The following is a 16,139-nucleotide window of genomic DNA, read 5'->3' as shown; positions in this document are numbered from 1 at the left end:
ACTTCCCATTTATGAGAAGTCCCCTTTTTGTCTTCTTTTTGCCCTTGCATATGTTTGCATGGACGTTTTGCCTTTATTAAACATACGCATTACTAATTGAATAATTACTTCTGCAAATACGAGCCCCATAGCAATTGCACCTGAGATCATAAATGCCCTCATTCCGTTTTGAATCCCTAGGTTATAGTCTAATTCAACTATGTTTCGCATAGTATTATAAGCAATACCACCCGGAACGAGAGGTATAATACCTGATACGTTAAAAATAATCATAGGCATTTTAAATCGGCGAGCAAAAATTTGAGCAACAATCGCTATAACAAATGCTCCTAAGAAAGATGATTGCACTTCTGTTACTCCATAATCCATCAGTACATAGTATACTAACCACCCTATTGACCCTACCAACCCACAGTAAGGAATCGCTTTAGTCGGAGCGTTGAAAATAACACCAAAACATGCTGTAAAGATAAAACTAAATATTAGTTGTAGAATAATCTCCATTGGAACATCTCCTTAAAATGCCACCACAATTGCAATTCCTGAACCGATTGCAAATGCAGTAAGAAATGCTTCGGTGCCTTTTGCTATTCCTGCAGTAAAATGTCCCGCCATTAAATCACGTACTGCATTTGTAATTAGTACCCCCGGAACAAGAGGCATTACACTTCCAACAATAATTTTATCCATTTCAGTTCCTAATCCGAAATGTACAGCAAGAGAAGCAAGGAATCCTATTACGAGGGAAGCAAAAAATTCTGAAAAAAACTTAACCTTTGTCATATCCTGTATGATTAGTACTACAAAGTATCCTACTCCCCCCGCAATAAAGGCAGCAGGTATGTCAGACCACAATCCATCAAATAAAACCATAAAACAGCTACTGGCAATAGCAGCAGCTAAAATTTGAAGATGTATCGGCAAAAAATAATTTGTTTTTTGTATCTTTCGCAACTCGTCATAAGCCTCTTCTAATGTTATTATTTTAGTTGAAAGCTTACGAGAAATGCTGTTCACTTTGGCAATTTTGTGTAAATCCGTAATCCTAGTTGAAATAGAAGTGATTTTTGTAATTTGCCTTCTACCCAGTGATAGGATAATCCCTGTTGGTGTTACATAACTTTGCGCATCCTCGATTGATTGGGAGCGAGCCATTCGGAGCATTGTATCTTCTACTCGATACGTTTCCGCACCGCTTTCCATCATAATTTTGCCTGCAAGCAAAAAAGTGTCGAGTGCCATTTCATAATTCTGTTCTTTGATTTCCATGCGTGCGCTAATCTCCTTTTTTCTCCATGCTCATATTATCGAACAGAAATGTAAATCTCATTACATACTTTTCTCAATTTTAATTAAGTGTAGGAATTCTGGCAACAATATTACAAAGGAGTGTAGTTTCGTTGAATAACGATCGTCAAGAAAAGCGTCGTTCGTGGGTAGATTATGTGCTGGTTAGCTCAATCTTTACACTCACAGTTTTAATTGGAATATTTATTTTTACAAACGGAGATTCTAAGTTTCAGAGTACCATTTCTGCTAAAACAAAAGGTGAAATCGTCAATGATACACAAAAACTTTTGTCTGAAACGAAATCGGAATATAATGACATACAAATTGTAACTGAGACTTCCGAAGATCCAACAATGCCTTACTCACTTTACTACCCTAAAACTAAATTCGAACATGTTAACAAAGAAATCTCACAATACATAACAAAATCAAAAGAAAACTATTTTAATGCGGTTCGACTTTATAAAAATGCTCATCCTGATAGCGATGCGGCCGGTAAATACCAGTTATTTTTGGACATTAATGAACATAATAAAAACTACTACTCGGTTGTTTTGAAGAACAAATTAACAGTAGATCAAGCTAACTATGACATTACATATCAAACATATCTATTCAATAAACATACAGGAGAATTGGTTACCGCATATCAATTATTCGATCAAAAGACTGAGAATTTAGAAGTTTTTGCAAAGTACGTGAAAAATCAGCTTACTAAAAATTTAAACAAGAGTACCTATACTGAAAAACTTAACAAGAGTACAGATCCCTATTGGAAAAACTATAAACGTTTAGCTATTATTAACGATCGATTAGTTGTTTATTTTAATAGTGGTGAAATTGCAGATCCTTTAGCAGGTGCACCAACTGTTATCGTCCCTTTATCTTACTTAAATCCAATATTAGAAGATTCCTTTAAAACGGTAACACTGAGTAAAGAAACGATTATTCCCGTTAAACCGTCCGGAACAGGAAAACGTGTTGCATTAACATTTGATGATGGTCCACACGAAAAAATTACAAGACAAATATTAAATACACTAAAAAAATACGATGCAAAAGCCACTTTCTTTATGGTAGGTCGTCGTGTGCCTAACAATACGAAACTAGTAAAAGATATTTATAATAGTGGTCACGAAATTGGTAACCATACTTGGAACCATCCAAAACTTACTAGCCTAACTTCGAAACAAGTAGAATCACAGATTACTTCAACTGACAACTCAATTTACAAAGCTATTGGTCAATATCCAACAGTATTCCGCCCTCCATATGGCGCTAAAAATAAACGCGTAACCGATGTAATCGATGTACCCGTTGTAATGTGGACGATTGATACGTTGGATTGGAAACAACGAAATGCAAACAAATTACTACCAATGGTAAAGAAAAACCTACACAACAATGCCATCATTTTAATGCATGACATTCATCAATCAACAGCTGATGGCTTAGATAGCGTTTTAGCTTATTTACAAAAAGAAGGTTATGAATGTGTAACTGTTAGCGAAATATTAGCTAGTCAAAAGTAAATGTTTAACACTAATAAAGCCGAATTGCCATCTATAGCAATTCGGCTTCAATTTATTTTAGCTTCACATTTCCAAGCGCTTTAAAGTTTTGTAAATCATAACTGTTTACTTCTTTTGGTGAAATTGTATATAAAGTATTATCTATATAAAGTAGACGTGTAATCATTGAATTATAGTCTTCGTATTGCTCTCCTTTTTGAGCATTTTTTATAAGATTCCCTTTTAATTGTATACCCTTTTCAGCAGTAATTTCATAAACTAAAGCTCCTGTTCCTTTATAAGCAATCTCATAATCACCCTTTGCTTCATAAATCGTTACAGGGAATCCGTAATAATTTAAGGCTGCATTTCTAAATAATGCTTTATGGTTATATTGAATGTCCGAATACGTTCCACGGCCGCCTATTGTAACCGTATCTTGCTCTTTTGGATTTGAGAAATCACTAACATCGAATAGAGATATCTTCATTCCAGTTGTTGTTACGATTGGCTCTTTTGAGAAACTATCCACTCTTGATTCCGTTTCATAACCAAATCCAATTAAATGGTTTTCGTCTAATGGATGTAGGTAATTACTGAAACCAGGAATTTTTAACTCTCCTAACACTTTAGGGTTCTCCGGTTGTTCTAAGTCAATTACAAAAAGTGGATCCACTTGTTTAAAGGTTACGATATATGCCTTATCGCCCATAAAACGAACAGAGTATATTTTTTCTCCTTTTGCTAAATCTCTCACTTCCCCAACCTTCTCCATTTTCTTGTTAAATATTAATAAATGATTTTTAGAAACTTGCTCAACCATACCCCAATTATTCCCTTCCGTAACCGCAACTCGGAAATAGCCATTGTGCTCATCCATTGAAAATTGGTTGAGTAAATTCCCCTTTATCGTTGTTGTACCTGCTAATTTAACATTCGTCCCATCAATATCAAATTTATAAATATCTGTGTCACTAGCCATAGGAAGAATAGCCATATCAGTTGAAATCATTTTGGAAGATTCAAAAGTTGCTGGTAAATAATTAAAGGCTGTTAAATATAAAGCATCTTTAGACATATACAGAGTTGAACTTCCACCTAAAAATCCTTTTGTTTTTACCTCACTCTTTTCAAAATTATTTACATCTATTGCAGAGATAATCGTATAGCTTGGTTCCATCGAGCCTGGTAAGATGGATAATTGTTTTATATCCATTGGTTTAATTGATTTACTTTCCGCACTATCGTATACGTACGGACGTAACTCAACATCTTCTCTCTCTGCCATGATCCAGTAGTCCGGTGTTTTATTTGTAACGATATAGAGAATACCATTTGTTAAACGAACACCATTCATATATCCGTCTTGAGCAACTTCCCTTATTAATTTTGGATTATGAGCATCTTTTACATCATAAAAAGCAGCTTTTGTCATATTAATGCTTGAGATATAGTCTTTTTTCTTCATCTCAATATATTGGTCTAAAATAACGATGAGTGTATTTCCCTTCATCATTAATTGTGTTGGATAACTATTTTTCTCTAATGAAATTTTATGAGCAACTTTCATTGATTTTGGATTTTTAGCATCCGTAATAACGATTTCATTTTCAATTATTGAATAAATATAGCGGCCATCTGTAACAACAATGTCCCCTTCTTCAATATCTTCAACTTGGTTATTTGTTGTGGAGTGATTTGGTTCTCCACTGGCTTTGTCTGCAGCTACATTAGAGCTTTCTTCAGCCATTGTTGTTTCAGCTTTTTCGATATTCCGTTTTTCTCGAGATAATGCTACCTTAAAGAAATTTTCAAGATCTTTAATTGATTGCAATTGTTCAATTTTTTCAATTACTGTGTATTCAATTTTCTGCGTTTTTGTCTTCGTTGTTGATTTTTCAAAGGCATTCTTTTCTACATGCAGCACATAGTTTCCTGTTTTTGTGTTAACTATCGATAAAGATTGTCGATTTTCATGTAGTGATATAGAAGCTTCAACTTTTTGACCTTTTCCATTTTTTACGTAAATATCCCCCTTTTTTACACTGTCCTTTTCAAGCGATTGCGATAAATGGACAATGTATGGTTGATTGACAAGAACTGTGGATGCCGCATTTACTTCAACTTTCTTCCCAAAAAACAATAGAGAACTTGCAACTAAAATGACGACTAGTAAAAAAATTCCCCCTGCATAATGCCTTCCCTTCATGGTTCTTCGCTCCTTTTTCTGTTCTTTAATGCATTAGACTTGTTAAGAACTATTTCGTTTCATTATTTAAAAAATTTCTTTAGAAGCTCCCCAAACAGCAAAAAAACGTGGAGAACCCCTTATTCTCCACGTTTAACACTTCTCTCTATTCAAATGGCCATTTTGGTAACATCTTGGATAACGGCTTATCGTGACGTTTACCTAATACATAATCGGCCTGCATAATTGTATGAATTTCTCGAGTACCTTCGTATATGACAGGTGCTTTTGAGTTCCTTAAATAGCGAGCAACAGGATATTCATCTGAGTAACCATAAGCACCATGGATTTGCACTGCATCATCTGCGGCTTTGTTTGCAAAATCACATGCTTGCCATTTCGCTAATGACGTTTCGCGTGTATTTCGAACCCCTTTGTTTTTTAATTCTCCCACGCGATAAACGAGTAGCCTACTCATTTGATAACCGGCTTCCATATTGGCAATCATTTGTCCGACAAGCTGATGATCCCCAATCGGCTTTCCAAATGTTTTTCGTTCTTTACAATATTTTACGCTCGCTTCAAGACAAGCTTGAATAAGTCCGACCGCACCAGCAGCAACTGTAAAGCGACCATTATCTAATGCAGACATGGCAATTTTAAAGCCTTCTCCCTCTTCTCCAAGACGGTTTTCTATTGGTATTTTTACATCATCAAAGAAGAGTTCTCCTGTATTCCCTGCACGAATGCCGTATTTTCCTTTGATAGCTTTTGATGAAAAGCCAGGCATTGTTCGTTCGACGATAAAAGCAGATATTCCGTGGTGCTTTTTCGATTTATCTGTATAGGCAAAGACGATAAAATGATCCGCTACATCACAAAGCGAAATCCACGTTTTCTGTCCATTTAATATATACACATCACCCTCGAGCTTTGCAAAAGAGTCAATTGCAGCTACATCAGAACCTGCTCCTGGCTCAGTTAAACCAAAGGCTCCGATTTTCTCACCACGCGCTTGTGGAATTAAATATTTTTGTTTTTGCTCCTCTGTTCCCCATTGCAATAACGTCATGGAGTTTAATCCAGTATGAACAGAAACAGCAGTTCGAAAGGCAGTATCCCCCCGTTCAAGCTCTTCACAGACAATAGCTAAACTATTATAATCCATACCTGCTCCACCATACTTTTCGGGAATACAAACGCCCATTAAGCCTAAAGATGCTAACCGTTTCCAAATAGCTGGATCAAACCCACCTTGAGCATCCCATTTTGCAATATGAGGCATTATTTCAGCATCAACAAATTGGCGAACTGTTTTTCGCAAAAGCTGTTGTTCTTCTGAGAAATCAAAGTTCATATGAATCACCTTACCATTTCACAATTGATGAACGGTGAGATGTTTCTTTAATTACGACATTACGTTTTGCCATTTTATCGATATATTCGTTACCTGGCACAATTGATTCTGGTGGGAATACTCCTCTTTCAGTAATGATTCCACTTCCAAGCATTACTGCTACAGCGGCAATTGTACATGCTGTAGCACGTGCCATCGCTGTCATAGAGGATGTGTCTTCTCGTTTAATATTCATTTCATATTCATATGTTACTTGATCTCCAGATTTCTCTCCTGAAACGATGACACGAAGTAAGACAGCATCTTGTTTGTCACCTAGGTATAATTTTTTCTTTAACGCTTCTCGTACAACATCACGAACCTTTACTTCGTTGCCATCAATTTCAACTTTATTCTCTTTGTCAAAGAAGCCTAATTCTGCTAGTAGTTCAAACTTTTCTGCATGCCCTTTATAACGAATTGTTTTATATTCTAACGTTTTTACATTAGGGAATGTTTTGTACAGTGTGGAAATTCCACCTGACGTGTAGAACGCCTCCAATACGCCAAATTCGTTAAAGTAAATTGGTTCAACTCCGGAAAGAGATTTAACTTCTGTTAATTTTCCATCCTGAATTACTTTGGAAGGTTCTGTATAATGGTCGAACACTCCTTCTAACGAGAATACTCGAGTATAGTTTAGCGGTGGTTCTGGTTTTGTAGGAATACCTCCAACATATAGCTTAATCGACTCAACTGAATCTAATTTTGAAGCACCAAACCCTGCTAAAATATTAACCATTCCAGGAGCAACACCTAGATCTGGGATGATCGTTATTCCTTTTAGCTTCGCTTCTTCGTGTAATGTTAGGACATCTTCTGTTACATTACCGATATGTCCTCCTAAGTCAACAGAATGAACACCTACATCAATAGCAGCTTTCGCAACTTTTTTATTAAATTCATAGAAAAGCGCATTTACTGTTACGTCCCCTTTAGCCATTACACTTCGTAATTCTTCATCGTTTTTAGCATCAAGTTTCAACACTTCTACTCTCGATGTATTTAAAGAATCCACAAATGCTTGCGCCGTATCAGTATCTAAATCTGCTAGATAGATTTTTTCTACTTTGTCGCTAGCTGATAAGTCTCGTGCAACTTCTTTCCCCATTAAGCCAGCACCTAACACTACAACTTTCATCACACACATCCCCTTTTATGTTTAGTTTTCTGTATCGATTTGTGCTCTTTGTAGCTTCCCACTATAATCGACGTAAATGCTTTTCCACTCTGTATAGACATCTAATGCAGCTTGGCCAGAGTCTCGATGTCCGTTTCCAGTTCCTTTTGTCCCCCCAAAAGGTAAATGGATTTCAGCCCCTGTTGTTCCAGCATTCACATACACAATGCCCGTATCTAAATCTCTTTGGGCTTTAAATATTTTATTAACATCTTGTGAGAAGATAGAACTCGATAAACCAAATTTCACACTGTTATTCACTTCGATTGCCTCTTCTAAACTCGCAACCTCAATGATACTTACAACTGGTCCAAAAATTTCTTCCTGTGCAATAATCATTTCATTTTTGACATTGGTAAAGATAGTAGGTTCAAAGTAAAACCCTTTATCAAAAGGTGGCGTTGTTGTTAAGGTTTTTCCACCTGCCAATAATGTTGCACCTTCTCGTTTTCCAATCTGTACATAATGATTAATTTTTTCTAATGCTGCTTTATTAATGACCGGTCCAACTTTAACGGTTGGATCTAGACCATCACCAATTGTTAAACTACTTAATGCAGATACGAGCATCTCCTCTAAGTCGTTTTTCACATCTTTATGAACGATAACACGACTACACGCTGTACATCGTTGTCCTGCTGTACCAAAAGCACTCCAAATGATTCCTTCTACGGCAAGTTGTAAATTTGCATCATCCATCACAATAACTGCATTTTTACCGCCCATTTCAAGGGATACTTTCTTTAAGTGCTTACCACCAAGTTCAGCAACCTTGCTTCCTGTAGCGTTTGACCCTGTAAATGAAATGACCTTAACATCAGGATGCTCTACCATTGCTGACCCAACATTAGGCCCAGTTCCAAAAACTACATTAGCTACACCATTTGGCAATCCAACTTCTTCAAAAATCTTCGCCATTTCGTATGCCATTAAAGGTGTTTCAATTGAAGGTTTCCATACAACTGTATTACCGGCAATAATTGCAGGGAATGACTTCCAGGTTGCAATAGCGATTGGGAAGTTCCAAGGGGTAATCAAACCGACCACTCCAATAGGTGCCCTCACACTCATTGCAAATTTATCTGCTAGTTCAGAAGGGGTCGTTTCCCCAAACAACCTTCTTCCTTCACCAGCCATATAAAATGCCATATCGATTCCTTCTTGAACTTCACCCCGTGCTTCTTCAATCACCTTACCCATTTCTTTCGTTAGAATTCTTGCGAGATGTTCTTTCTTTTCTTTTAATTTAAAACCAATTTCATATAGAAATTCTGCCCGCTTTGGCGCAGGAACAAGGGCCCATTGTTTTTGTGCCTTTTTTGCAGCTACTACTGCTTGGTCTACTTCACTTTTTGTTGAAAGTGGTACCGTTGCTAGTTTCTCACCATTTGCCGGATTGACAACTGGTATATATTGAAGGCCTTCAGTCGATATCCATTTACCGTCGATATAATTTTTTAGTTGCATAACACCCTCCTTGTTCTAATCGAAATTGCAATAATATTGTACTAATATTCGACATTTTCTATTTAAATCCCTCTTTTTCTAAAAAATTAATATTCTTTAAATATTATGAAGATGAATCTTTTTTTAGAGGTAAAACGTAATTTAAAATGGTATATATATATTAGTAACTTTAGGAGGTTATACCAATATGAACAATCATGAAATCGATTACAAATTGTATGGAGATGATATGCAATTTGTAGAAGTAGAATTAGATCCAGGTGAAACAGTTATTGCCGAAGCAGGAAGTTTGATGATGATGGACGATGCAATTCGAATGGAAACAATTTTTGGGGATGGATCAAAAGGCCATGGTAGCGGTTTAATGGGTAAACTAATGGGCGCTGGAAAACGTTTAATTACTGGCGAAAGTTTATTCATGACAACGTTTACGAATGAAGGTTCAGGAAAACGCCATGTTTATTTTGCTTCTCCATATCCAGGAAGCATTATACCAATGGATTTAAGCCAATTTGGTGGAAAAATTATCTGTCAAAAGGACGCATTTTTAGCCGCTGCTAAAGGAGTATCTGTTGGCGTGGAATTCCAACGTAAAATCGGAGCTGGTTTCTTTGGTGGTGAAGGATTTATTATGCAAAAACTTGAAGGTGACGGTATGGCCTTCGTTCATGCAGGTGGTGCCATTCACCGTGTAGATCTACAACCTGGTCAAAAGCTACTTGTAGACACTGGATGTTTAGTTGCAATGACTCAAACTGTGGATTATGATATCCAAACAGTTGGTGGCATTAAAACTGCATTATTTGGTGGAGAAGGTATTTTCCTTGCATCCTTAAGCGGTCCTGGTACAGTTTGGATTCAATCATTACCATTTAGCCGTTTAGCAAGTAAAGTATTTGCAGCTGCTCCTATAAAACAAGGAGGTGGCGGTAACAACGTTGGTGAAGGTGGAATTGGCGGAATCTTTAACTTATTTAATGACTAAGATACCCTGTAACAATCCAATTTTAAACAACAACTATCTATTACGTCTTTAATACAAAAAAACTAGTGAATTTTCACTAGTTTTTTTTTAAAACGATCCAATCGTTTCTTTCAATTTAGATGCAGCTTCTTCAAGTTTCTCGGTTGTGCTTCCAATTTTTTCAACAATATGTGATAACTCTTCAACCTGTTGGCCAACACTTTCAAAATCTGAAATTGTCGTAACGACGGTAGATGATATTTTTTCAAAAGATTCAAGGGACTTTTCGTTTTGCTCTAACCCGTTTTGGACTAAATCTTGAATGTGGTGGATGGATTGGATGACCTCTGCAGTTACTTCACTAGACATTCCTATTAATGTTGCAATCTTTTCGACCGATTGTTTTGTTTGGTCTGCGAGCTTTCTAACCTCATTAGCAACTACTGCAAAACCTTTCCCATGTTCCCCTGCTCGTGCTGCTTCGATGGCTGAGTTAAGCGCTAACAAATTAGTTTGGCCTGCAATATCTTTTACAATTTCTACAACTGCTTGGATTTCTAAAGAGGAGTGATCTAAGTCTTGTACCATTTTTGTCATTTTAATTGTTCTATCATTTATTTCTTTCGTTTGGTTGCTTAAATTTTGTAGTTGTCTATACCCATCACTTGAAGCTTGTCTTGTTTCTTGCGCATCTTGAATACTATTTTGCAATAACTCATTCACACTTTTTGTATTAGTAAAAAGGTCCGCTACTGCTTCATTGGTATCAAGCGATTGTTCTTCTAGAGTTACAGAAATACTACCGATTATTTCCTTTACTTCATTTCTAACTTTTTCTTGTTCTTGTACAGCTACACTTTGAGCAACACGGTCATATTCATCTAGAACGATTTGTTGTTCTAAATTACAAACTTTTCTTAAAGCTTGAAATACTTTTTTCTGTTCAGCTTCAGGCAAGTGTAAATCCGTAACAATTTCCTGTATTTTTCCTTCTAACTTTTGAAATGAAGCCAAATACCACTTTGTAGTCAGCCCAATTAATACGTGTTTATTTGCTACCCTTCTTCTGACCTCAATATATTTTTCATCAATTCGACCATCAAACATTTCGATAACATGATGTCTTAAGGTATGACTCAGCCTCTCTGACGAACTATATTTCTCAATCATTTGTTGAAATTCTGGTATTTTGCCGATCGTACCATAAAACGCGTCTACGATTTCTTTTACTCTTGGATCAATATAAGGTTTAACCGCTCTTATTGTTTGTAAGTCTTCTTCTGTTAAACCAATTAAATGAACTTGCAAAAGAAGCATTGGATCCTTAATAAATATACCTACATTTTGAAACCTCTCATTTAAAATGAAGCTTTGATTTTCTTTTTTCTTAAAAGCAAACAAATTCCTCACTCCCAATTCTAGGGTAAAAGACTAAGAGAATAGCATTAAATTTTATAGATTTTTAATATACAAGGACTATTAATCTATTTACAATATATGCAATTATTATATAGTATTCAAGCAATTTGTGAATTTAGTATTAAATATTGACAAAAGTATGAACATTTTGAATACATATAGGCATGAGGACCTATAGGATTTCAAAAATAATAAATTTTTCGTCGTTAGTCTATATAAAAACTGCACTTACCTATAAATAGTAAGTGCATCATTATTATAAAATATTATTTTAAAGATATAATACAACAATTAAAATAGCGGCCAAAATGAGACGGTATATCGCAAAAGGTACTAATTTTACGCGTGAAATTAACTTTAAGAAGAATTTTATAGAGATTAATGCGAAAACAAAGGCACTAATGAATCCTATTGCATAAAACGAAAAATGGTCCGCATTAATTTGATCCCAGTTTTTAAGTAATGATATACTACTTGCACCGGCCATAATTGGAACTGCCATAATAAATGTAAAGTCTGATGCTGTTTTATGGTCTAGTCCTAATAAAACCCCACCTGAAATCGTTGCTCCTGAACGAGAAAACCCCGGCCACAGCGATAAACATTGAATTAAACCAACTCTAAACGCTTTACCATAAGTTAAATCATCTAAAGACTTTACTGTCGGTCTTTTTGGTGCAACTTTGTCAGCAAAAATCATTAAAATTGCCCCTAGGATTAAACCAATGATAACCGTTTTTGTAGAGAATAAATTTTCATCGATAAAATCTTCAAATAAAACACCAAATATACCAGCTGGAATAATCCCAACGATTACATGTCCTAAATTGAATTTTCGCGAAGTAGTTTGTCCTTCGATTTTGTATAATCCAACAAGACTAAGCATGCGTTTCCACATAACAACAACCACAGCTAAAATCGATCCTAGTTGGACAACAATTTTAAATGTATTAGCAGAACCTGAACCTAAAAACTCCTGTGTTTTTAACCATAAATCATCGACAATAATCATATGCCCTGTAGAGGAAACAGGAGCAAATTCTGTCATTCCTTCTACAAAGCCGAGGATAATCGCTTTTATTAAATCAAATAGTTCCATAAATATCTCCTTACTATTTACTATAAACACTCAATTACATTACATGATGGTTGCAAAATTGTCTATCTACTATTCGGCTGTTTTCTAATTACCTTCCCCTGTAAAATTAATATCTACAATCCATAACTCTGATCGACTACCAATTCTCATCGGAGGACCCCAAAATCCAAAACCTGAAGAAACTAAAGTGTGCATACTTCCTTTTTCCATATGACCATAATCTAGTTCAAAAATTTTGTTTGTAATAAAATTATTTGGCCAAAGTTGTCCAAGATGCGTATGTCCTGATAGATGAAGATCTGCTCCTGCTTTTTGGGGAAGTTCTAAATCATATGGAGTATGATTCATAACAATCCATGGGTATTCTTCGTCACTTGGTTTTAGTTCAGCTATGGCCTTTCGTTTTTTGTTCGTCGCATCCTCTTGTCCTGTTAAATAAAAACGGTCCCCAACTAAAATGGTTTCATCCATTAATATTTGTACATTTGCACCCTTCATTTCCTCAACAAATAACGGAATTTTCCCACCATAGTATTCATGGTTTCCTAACACCCCATAAACACCATATGTTGCACGTAACTGTTTCATCACTTGGTCCATTCCGTCTTCCACAAACCAGATTGGATCATCATCTACCAAATCCCCGACAAGTAACACAGCATCTGGTTTTGCTTCATTTGCTAAATCAACAAATCGTTGCAAATGCCCTTTGTTGGATAAAATCCCTAAATGAAAATCTGATGCAACAACTAAACGGAGTGGCTCCCCACTTTTATTGATGGAAATATCTAAATGTCGTGTAACAGGAGAATAGGCATTGTATGTACCCAATCCAAATAAAATAACAAGTAAGCCAACTGCAACGGAACCAATTATCGTTACATTTTTTAATGGCGTTAAGAAAATAATGATGTTTACTACGATACATATTATGAGGCCATATTCAAAAAAGAACATCCAATAATTGCCGATAACAGAGAATGGAGAAAGCCAGCTTACTCGACCTAAAAATGGACTAAATGCTACTAGGAATACAATCATCCAATAAAGAACTGGCCATCTAAAAATATGGATGGACTCTAACCATTTTTTAAAATTCCAACCTAAATACGCGCTGATGGACCCATATATTAAAACAGCAATTATTATACTTGCGACCTTCCCCATCGTTTTCCTCCTGAAATTACAATCTTTTCAAAGTATACCATGGAGATAGGGAATGTTCATTTCTAGAGAATAAGTAAAGACACCACCAAATTTCCTGATGATGCCCCTTACTTACTAATCTATTGGAACTGTTAATGTTACTTTAAATAAATCACCGTCAACATCAATTTGTAACCTTCCATTATGCATATCTACTATAGATTGCGCTATAGCTAAGCCTAAACCGGAACCATCAGTATGCCGTGAAGCATCTGCTCGTTTAAATCTCTCGGTTAGTTCCTCAACATTTTCACCTAATTCATATTTCGTAATATTCTTCACAGTGAACTCAGCATCCATGCCCTTCTGTGTTAACGTAACATACACTCTAGTTCCTTCTAAAGAATATTTCAAAGCATTCACCACTAAGTTATCTAGTACTCTCCACCATTTTTGACCGTCAACATTTGCATATAGAGGTACATCTGGCTTCGTTATCCGAAGATCTAAATTTGCATTTAAGAACGCCTCTTCATGTTCCCCGACTGCTTGCTGCATAAGTTGTGTTAAATCAATTCGCTGTTTGTTAAGTTCCATATTGCCACTTGCCATTTTCGACACTTCAAACAAATCTTCAATTAAAGTTTTTAATCGCGCCGACTTTTTATCAAGGACATCAATATATTTATTCCGTTCTTCCTCTGTTATATTAGAATTTTTTAGTAAATCCGTATACGTAATAATCGAAGTTAAAGGTGTACGCAAGTCATGACTTACATTCGTAATCAATTCTGTTTTTAATCGTTCACTTTTTGCTTGTTCTGTTAGTGACTTTCTAACGCCTTCACGTAAATGGTTTAAGTTTTCCGCATGTTTTGCAAAAGGTGATTTTCCTTTTACTTTAATTGGAGTTGTTAGTCGACCCTCAGCCATTTCCTTCGTTTGTTTCATAATACGGTTTAGGTAGCCCATACGACGAAGGAAAATAATGCAAGCTGGTAAGCCAATAAAGAATAGAAGAACAACATATATTGCTAGTAAGTCATCTCCATCCATCATTCCACCAACGAAGCCCACACCAGATAAGAAAGTAATGATCAGTATTACAACGGATTGTATACCTATAGAGCGATTTATGAATAAGTCTTGTATCCCATCAGCTAATTTGTATAAGAAAGCACTTTTTAATTCTTGTTTGAATTTCTGTTCTTGATTAAAGGAGTCCTTAATCCAGAATACGCCTAATACTACAACGGTAACTAACATGAACAATACAACAAAATCAAACAGTATCTCTAATAAATGAGGTGCTAAGTTTTGGTAATAACCAGTAATACTGATGAGATTATTTATCTGTTCAACAGATATATAGGCAAATAAAGCTGAGATAAATATAATTACGATTCGTACATCAATCGGTACTCGCAAGAACAGTTCTTTTAGTCTTGACGTGTTTTTATATTGTTCAAAGGAAGGTTTTGCAAAAGTGAACAAGCCAGCTATTGCTAATATCCCAGTAGCCCAAATAATATAAAGAATAATCTTAGTCACTGAAAAAGCACGATACTCTGTAGCAAAAATAGTTGCATTTAACATGCTTTTAGGAATACTAATTACCCCTTCAAATTGGACCGTTTCGTAATTTATCTCCATTTGATTGATGAGTGCGACACTATCATAGTAACCATCACCAGCACCGATATAAAATTGATTATTAACATTAAAATATGGTTTTTGATTACCATAGCTTTCCGAAAACGTATTTGACTTAGTGATATTAGCCGATTCAAATTTTTCTCCAGTATTGACATTCACTAAACTATAAGTAAAATAGCCAAAATTGTTTAAGAAATCTTTTGCCGCTAACTTCTCGGCTTTTGCAAACTCTTCAATTATTTGTTCCTTTTGCTTTCGGATTTTTTCTTCAACATGCTCATCATCTGCAAAATTTTCTTTTATATCGGCAATCTTCGCATCTCGTTCTGCCATTAATATTTCCTTTAATTGCGCGTCCTTAGATTCCTCTGCTTGAAAAATACGATCGCTATATTGATCTCGGATATTTGCTACCTGTTCAGACAATGTTCCATAATAGTTACGATGATAGTCGATCTCATCTTGTGTAACTGTAATGGATGCTTTTGCTTTTTCCTCGTCAAACGGTTGCAACACGAATCGTCCGAGCTGCTGTTTAAAGTCTTCTTTTGTTACTTGAAAATTATCTGATTCAAAAAAGTTGTTACCTATATACCTGTGCGCATTGAGAATAAAGAGTACGCTAGAAAAAACTACCCACGTAATGAGAAAAAGAGAGAGGAGTGATTTACCTTTTAGTCCCATTCTTGTGTTCCTCCTCAAAATAGTTTTATTAATAATTGCACTGCATTTTCATAATGTGTACTTAAAAACTGCCATGTTGCAAAACCGATATATCCCATTCCAATAACGCTTGCGATTAGGCATATGATTGTGATGCTTG

General features: G+C 35.6%; 12 protein-coding genes. 2 read left to right on the top strand and 10 right to left on the bottom strand.

The window, feature by feature from the left end; translation table 11 throughout:
• Positions 1-9: 9 nt before the first annotated feature.
• A complete protein-coding gene (locus tag CRO00_RS10220) occupies positions 10-504 on the bottom strand; it encodes a threonine/serine exporter family protein (RefSeq protein ID WP_097073574.1) in 495 nt (164 codons plus the stop codon).
• A 12-nt stretch (positions 505-516) separates the two neighbouring features.
• Entirely contained in the window at positions 517-1,269 is a 753-nt protein-coding gene (locus CRO00_RS10215; protein WP_097073573.1) for a threonine/serine exporter family protein, read from the bottom strand.
• A 131-nt stretch (positions 1,270-1,400) separates the two neighbouring features.
• Here CRO00_RS10215 and CRO00_RS20445 point away from each other — a divergent pair, with 131 nt between their 5' ends.
• On the top strand, positions 1,401-2,822 hold the full coding sequence (locus tag CRO00_RS20445) for a polysaccharide deacetylase family protein (RefSeq protein WP_237658379.1): 1,422 nt from the start codon (positions 1,401-1,403) through the stop codon (positions 2,820-2,822).
• A 52-nt stretch (positions 2,823-2,874) separates the two neighbouring features.
• Here the strand turns inward: CRO00_RS20445 and CRO00_RS10205 are convergent, their stop codons facing one another.
• From CRO00_RS10205 to CRO00_RS10190, 4 genes are all read right to left on the bottom strand, one after another.
• The gene (locus CRO00_RS10205; protein ID WP_097073572.1) at positions 2,875-5,010 is read right to left on the bottom strand and encodes a beta-propeller domain-containing protein; all 2,136 of its coding nucleotides are present in this window, start codon (positions 5,008-5,010) and stop codon (positions 2,875-2,877) included.
• Positions 5,011-5,155: 145 nt separating this feature from the next.
• Positions 5,156-6,346 carry an acyl-CoA dehydrogenase family protein gene (locus CRO00_RS10200; RefSeq protein ID WP_097073571.1) on the bottom strand — a complete coding sequence of 397 codons (1,191 nt, stop codon included), beginning with the start codon at positions 6,344-6,346 and terminating at the stop codon, positions 5,156-5,158.
• 10 nt (positions 6,347-6,356) lie between these two features.
• Positions 6,357-7,526 (bottom strand): saccharopine dehydrogenase family protein, encoded by a 1,170-nt coding sequence (locus tag CRO00_RS10195; RefSeq protein ID WP_097073570.1) that lies wholly within the window; start codon positions 7,524-7,526, stop codon positions 6,357-6,359.
• A gap of 21 nt (positions 7,527-7,547) precedes the next feature.
• Positions 7,548-9,032 carry an aldehyde dehydrogenase family protein gene (locus CRO00_RS10190; protein ID WP_097073569.1) on the bottom strand — a complete coding sequence of 495 codons (1,485 nt, stop codon included), beginning with the start codon at positions 9,030-9,032 and terminating at the stop codon, positions 7,548-7,550.
• 187 nt (positions 9,033-9,219) lie between these two features.
• Here CRO00_RS10190 and CRO00_RS10185 point away from each other — a divergent pair, with 187 nt between their 5' ends.
• On the top strand, positions 9,220-10,017 hold the full coding sequence (locus tag CRO00_RS10185) for a TIGR00266 family protein (RefSeq protein ID WP_097073568.1): 798 nt from the start codon (positions 9,220-9,222) through the stop codon (positions 10,015-10,017).
• A gap of 87 nt (positions 10,018-10,104) precedes the next feature.
• On the opposite strand, the gene CRO00_RS10180 is transcribed toward CRO00_RS10185, so the two are convergent.
• From CRO00_RS10180 to CRO00_RS10165, 4 genes are all read right to left on the bottom strand, one after another.
• Entirely contained in the window at positions 10,105-11,406 is a 1,302-nt protein-coding gene (locus tag CRO00_RS10180; RefSeq protein WP_419865875.1) for a protoglobin domain-containing protein, read from the bottom strand.
• Between the two features lie 280 nt (positions 11,407-11,686).
• A complete protein-coding gene (locus CRO00_RS10175; protein WP_097073567.1) occupies positions 11,687-12,514 on the bottom strand; it encodes an undecaprenyl-diphosphate phosphatase in 828 nt (275 codons plus the stop codon).
• An 84-nt stretch (positions 12,515-12,598) separates the two neighbouring features.
• Positions 12,599-13,681, bottom strand: coding sequence for a metallophosphoesterase (locus CRO00_RS10170; protein WP_097073566.1), 1,083 nt, complete (start codon positions 13,679-13,681; stop codon positions 12,599-12,601).
• Between the two features lie 114 nt (positions 13,682-13,795).
• Positions 13,796-16,000 carry a HAMP domain-containing sensor histidine kinase gene (locus CRO00_RS10165; RefSeq protein WP_097073565.1) on the bottom strand — a complete coding sequence of 735 codons (2,205 nt, stop codon included), beginning with the start codon at positions 15,998-16,000 and terminating at the stop codon, positions 13,796-13,798.
• Between the last annotated feature and the right edge of the window lie 139 nt (positions 16,001-16,139).

The sequence above is a fragment of the Ureibacillus xyleni genome (genome assembly GCF_900217795.1).
GTDB lineage: Bacteria > Bacillota > Bacilli > Bacillales_A > Planococcaceae > Ureibacillus > Ureibacillus xyleni.
This window is presented reverse-complemented; position numbering and strand designations above follow the sequence as displayed.

Excerpts from the sequence above, each read along its gene's own strand:
- CRO00_RS10220 (WP_097073574.1), bottom strand. The coding sequence starts at position 504 with ATGGAGATTATTCTACAACTAATATTTAGTTTTATCTTTACAGCATGT.
- CRO00_RS10215 (WP_097073573.1), bottom strand. The coding sequence starts at position 1,269 with ATGGAAATCAAAGAACAGAATTATGAAATGGCACTCGACACTTTTTTG.
- CRO00_RS10205 (WP_097073572.1), bottom strand. The coding sequence starts at position 5,010 with ATGAAGGGAAGGCATTATGCAGGGGGAATTTTTTTACTAGTCGTCATT.
- CRO00_RS10200 (WP_097073571.1), bottom strand. The coding sequence starts at position 6,346 with ATGAACTTTGATTTCTCAGAAGAACAACAGCTTTTGCGAAAAACAGTT.
- CRO00_RS10195 (WP_097073570.1), bottom strand. The coding sequence starts at position 7,526 with ATGAAAGTTGTAGTGTTAGGTGCTGGCTTAATGGGGAAAGAAGTTGCA.
- CRO00_RS10190 (WP_097073569.1), bottom strand. The coding sequence starts at position 9,032 with ATGCAACTAAAAAATTATATCGACGGTAAATGGATATCGACTGAAGGC.
- CRO00_RS10185 (WP_097073568.1), top strand. The coding sequence starts at position 9,220 with ATGAACAATCATGAAATCGATTACAAATTGTATGGAGATGATATGCAA.
- CRO00_RS10175 (WP_097073567.1), bottom strand. The coding sequence starts at position 12,514 with ATGGAACTATTTGATTTAATAAAAGCGATTATCCTCGGCTTTGTAGAA.
- CRO00_RS10170 (WP_097073566.1), bottom strand. The coding sequence starts at position 13,681 with ATGGGGAAGGTCGCAAGTATAATAATTGCTGTTTTAATATATGGGTCC.
- CRO00_RS10165 (WP_097073565.1), bottom strand. The coding sequence starts at position 16,000 with ATGGGACTAAAAGGTAAATCACTCCTCTCTCTTTTTCTCATTACGTGG.